Origin of the sequence: Ruegeria sp. HKCCD7221 (genome assembly GCF_013031225.1) — a bacterium.
Classification (GTDB): Bacteria; Pseudomonadota; Alphaproteobacteria; order Rhodobacterales; family Rhodobacteraceae; genus Ruegeria.
This window is the reverse complement of record NZ_WPZE01000021.1, coordinates 1-3,089: the sequence shown is the minus strand read 5'-3', so window position 1 is coordinate 3,089 and position 3,089 is coordinate 1. Positions and strand designations below refer to the sequence as shown.

Below are 3,089 nucleotides of genomic sequence, written 5' to 3'. Positions count from 1 at the left end.
GCAATGCATCAACGAGCATAGTATATTGCGCGTTGTCGATATCGATGCGTTCAATCAAAGCGCTAAAGCCTTCACTTTGAAGAAATTGGCTCAATACAATGGAAGGGTCTTGTTGAATTACTGGTTTTGAGAAGTTCCAATCATCATCCAGTGCATTTGGATCGACTTTTCCAAAAACCAAATGATGCACGAGTTTTACTGCTGCGTCGGTCGCCAAAATATCGAACAGCGCTTTATTTGAGGCATCGCCACCCTGTGAGTCTTTGAAAGCGGTTCGAAGCTCTTCTAGCTTGAAGTCACTCGGCGTAAAGCCCTGATCAATTGCTCCATCCAACTCCTGAAATAGTTCGTCGACCAATTCAAAACTTGTCCAAGCTGGCGCAAATTCTCTGTCTGTATAGAAACGAGGCACAAGGATTCCTGCGTCCAAACTCTTATTGTTAGAAAGTGTGCTACTCGCATTCGTATTTGACCGTAGCAGCGCTTCTATCTGCTCCGAGACTTGGTCTGCTGCGCCTAAATTGGGGCATGCCATCAGCGTTGCAGTCAGTACAGTTGCAACTGCTGATTTAAGACCTTTTACCATCCGCTCCGTCACCTTCAATCTATATGTCGTTTCTTCGTCGGAGGTTACTTCAACATTATGTATAATCAAATTGGAATTTATTGGTCTCGGATCACGCTCGCGCCGCATCGACGACAATTATTTGCGAATGGCTGCGTTGCCCGTAGAACAGACGGCGGGTGAAAACTTGAACGGCCAGTTTGCGTGCAACGGCAACGACCGCGCGGCGGCGCCCCTTCGTGCGCATCAATCTCATCCCCCATGACTAGATCTGCGATCCTGCCATGGTTCGCATCAGCAAAGCGTTGGCGGCAGCATAGAGTGTCGCCCTCACATCGCGAACCCCGGCTTTGGATATTCGACCGGGATTGTCTTGCTCACCTGACTGATATCTTCGAGGCGTCAAGCCAAAGTGGGCGGCTACGGTACGAAACCGTTTGAACCGCGTAGGATCGTCAACAGCGGCCTTGAAGGTTAAGGCCGCTATGGGGCCGACACCAGGAACCGTCATCATACGATGCAGACCGCATCCCGACTGGCGGCGCGTTTTACCCTCCGATCCAATTCAAGGAAGTGTTGATACAGCACCAGCCGGGCGTCGAGCAGCGGGAGCATGGCATGAGCCAACACCTCGTCCATTTCGATCATCGGTCGGACGACGTCGTCGAAGCTGCCATGCTAAACCGTCTTGGGCAGACGGATGCCGAAGATCTTCAGCAATCCCCGCACTTCGTTGGCCAGATCATTGGTCTTACTCAACGATGCCTTGCGCGTGCTCAGGAGGGCCCGGATCCCATGTGCCTCCCGGCTCTTCATGTGAACAGGACTGAACCGCCCTGTCCGCAAGATTTGGGCAATGCCACGTGCTTCGTTGCGATCCGTCTAGTTACGCATCGCTGACAACGCCGCACTTACCTAGCGCGCCTCCATGCAAACGACGTCGAAACCTTCTGCCTTCAATCCGTAGAACAAGTGCTGGCTCAAAGTGCCAGACTCAAACCCGATGCGCTCGACCGAAACAGGAAGCGCGGCCAGATAGCCCGCGATCTCCTCGATTTCGCAAGGCAGGTCTCGCTCGTGCAGAACCGCGCCTTTGCCATCAACGACACAAATCGCGCACGAACGCAGCGACACGTCCAAACCTGCAAAATACTCCATTCGAAATCTCCCATGTTCACAGTTTCCCTGTGAGCCTATCGGGAGCTCGACCTCAGTTCACGGTCAGCCCAATTACGCATGCTTTGGGCTGCGAACCGCCAACCATGCAAACCGCAGAGAACTGCAATATTGAGCCGATTGTGTTGAAAAACTTATAAATCTGGGAGGCCCTGATAGTCTGCGAACTGGCAGTCAATCCGAAAAGTCCACTTCTGATACCGATGACGGGCGTTTCGGTGCCCACTGGTGGCCAGTGTCAGTTTTTGGCCGACCCCTCAGCTGAAAATTCCCGTCGGCCTTGTCGGGCCAAATTCTGACTCGAGTTTACACCAATTGTGAGTTTTTCAACAATATCAGCCCAAAGCAGACGTTAAAAGCGAACTTGTTTAGGAAGTTCGCGATTTGATGGTCAAACAAAACCGCACTACAGCAAACCGTATTGTTGAGAGCAGATGTCCAGTTTTTCGTTAAACTTGTCCAGTGTGACTAACTTCACAGCTAAATCATCTTCACTGGCCAATTATAATCATTGAAGCGGCGAAAGCAGGCTGCTCGGGAAACGTACTCTGCATCCGGATGGGTCATTTTCCTGAGTGAGCAGATGCCTTTTTTGATGTGGCAAGAACTACTGTATTGGAGCAGAAAAATTACACTTAGGTCATTTAAAGAACGCGTCATTCAGACTTCAAGTTTTGAGTTAGTAGGTATTTTTTTGTTGCCCCCATTTATGCCCAACTGGCCGGGTCATCAATGGTACATGGGTTTGCAACAATTGCCGTATTATCTATAGCAGTAATGGTCTGGTCGCCGATCTTTAATACCTTCTTTGACGTGATTGATAGACATTTCACCAACCGACTGGCCTGCAAACGCCCACACAGACTTAGAGTTTTACACGCCACACTGCATGAAGTTACAGCGATTTTGATAACTTGTCCGCTACTCATGTGGATCGGCGGGCATACACTGTCAGCCGCATTAGCATTCAATCTGGGCTTGACGTTAACCTATTCGATTTACACATATTTTTTCCACATGATTTACGATCGTTTGCGTCCTGTGGAAAGACAAACACATGTCGAAACTAAAAAGCAAATTCCGGCGCTTAGCTCGATCTTGGCAACGGATTCTCCGCAAGTCGGCTTGATTGAAGCAGAAGCCAAATTCGGATTAGACCGTAGATCCTGAGTGTGACACGAACCATAAGATGGATCGTAAGCAAATGTGTGTTCCTCAGTTGGAGGGCGTCAGTTTTATCCGCAAAGCTTACATACAGACATGTTGTTATGAACGGCCGCACCGAGCCCTTAGCGGTCGGTCGCCTTTTCTAGATTTCCAGTGTCCCCGGCTCATGATCTACTGATCG

General features: G+C 49.9%; 5 protein-coding genes and 1 pseudogene. 2 read left to right on the top strand and 4 right to left on the bottom strand.

The annotated features are described in order from the left end of the window. The 3 genes and pseudogenes from GOX73_RS20870 to GOX73_RS20865 form a co-directional block, all read right to left on the bottom strand. A pseudogene (locus tag GOX73_RS20870) lies at positions 1-586 on the bottom strand (hypothetical protein); the annotation flags it as partial. A gap of 91 nt (positions 587-677) precedes the next feature. After that, positions 678-812, bottom strand: a complete 135-nt coding sequence (locus GOX73_RS20975; protein ID WP_010442252.1) for a hypothetical protein — start codon at positions 810-812, stop codon at positions 678-680. Positions 813-830: 18 nt separating this feature from the next. Next, positions 831-1,076 carry an IS110 family transposase gene (locus GOX73_RS20865; protein WP_254429275.1) on the bottom strand — a complete coding sequence of 82 codons (246 nt, stop codon included), beginning with the start codon at positions 1,074-1,076 and terminating at the stop codon, positions 831-833. Between the two features lie 107 nt (positions 1,077-1,183). Between GOX73_RS20865 and GOX73_RS20860 the strand changes: the two genes are divergently transcribed. Continuing rightward, positions 1,184-1,465 (top strand): hypothetical protein, encoded by a 282-nt coding sequence (locus GOX73_RS20860; protein WP_254429274.1) that lies wholly within the window; start codon positions 1,184-1,186, stop codon positions 1,463-1,465. Positions 1,466-1,480: 15 nt separating this feature from the next. Here the strand turns inward: GOX73_RS20860 and GOX73_RS20855 are convergent, their stop codons facing one another. Next, a complete protein-coding gene (locus GOX73_RS20855) occupies positions 1,481-1,723 on the bottom strand; it encodes a hypothetical protein (RefSeq protein ID WP_029622054.1) in 243 nt (80 codons plus the stop codon). A 750-nt stretch (positions 1,724-2,473) separates the two neighbouring features. Here GOX73_RS20855 and GOX73_RS20555 point away from each other — a divergent pair. Continuing rightward, positions 2,474-2,911, top strand: coding sequence for a chlorhexidine efflux transporter (locus GOX73_RS20555; protein ID WP_171126715.1), 438 nt, complete (start codon positions 2,474-2,476; stop codon positions 2,909-2,911). Positions 2,912-3,089: the final 178 nt, after the last annotated feature.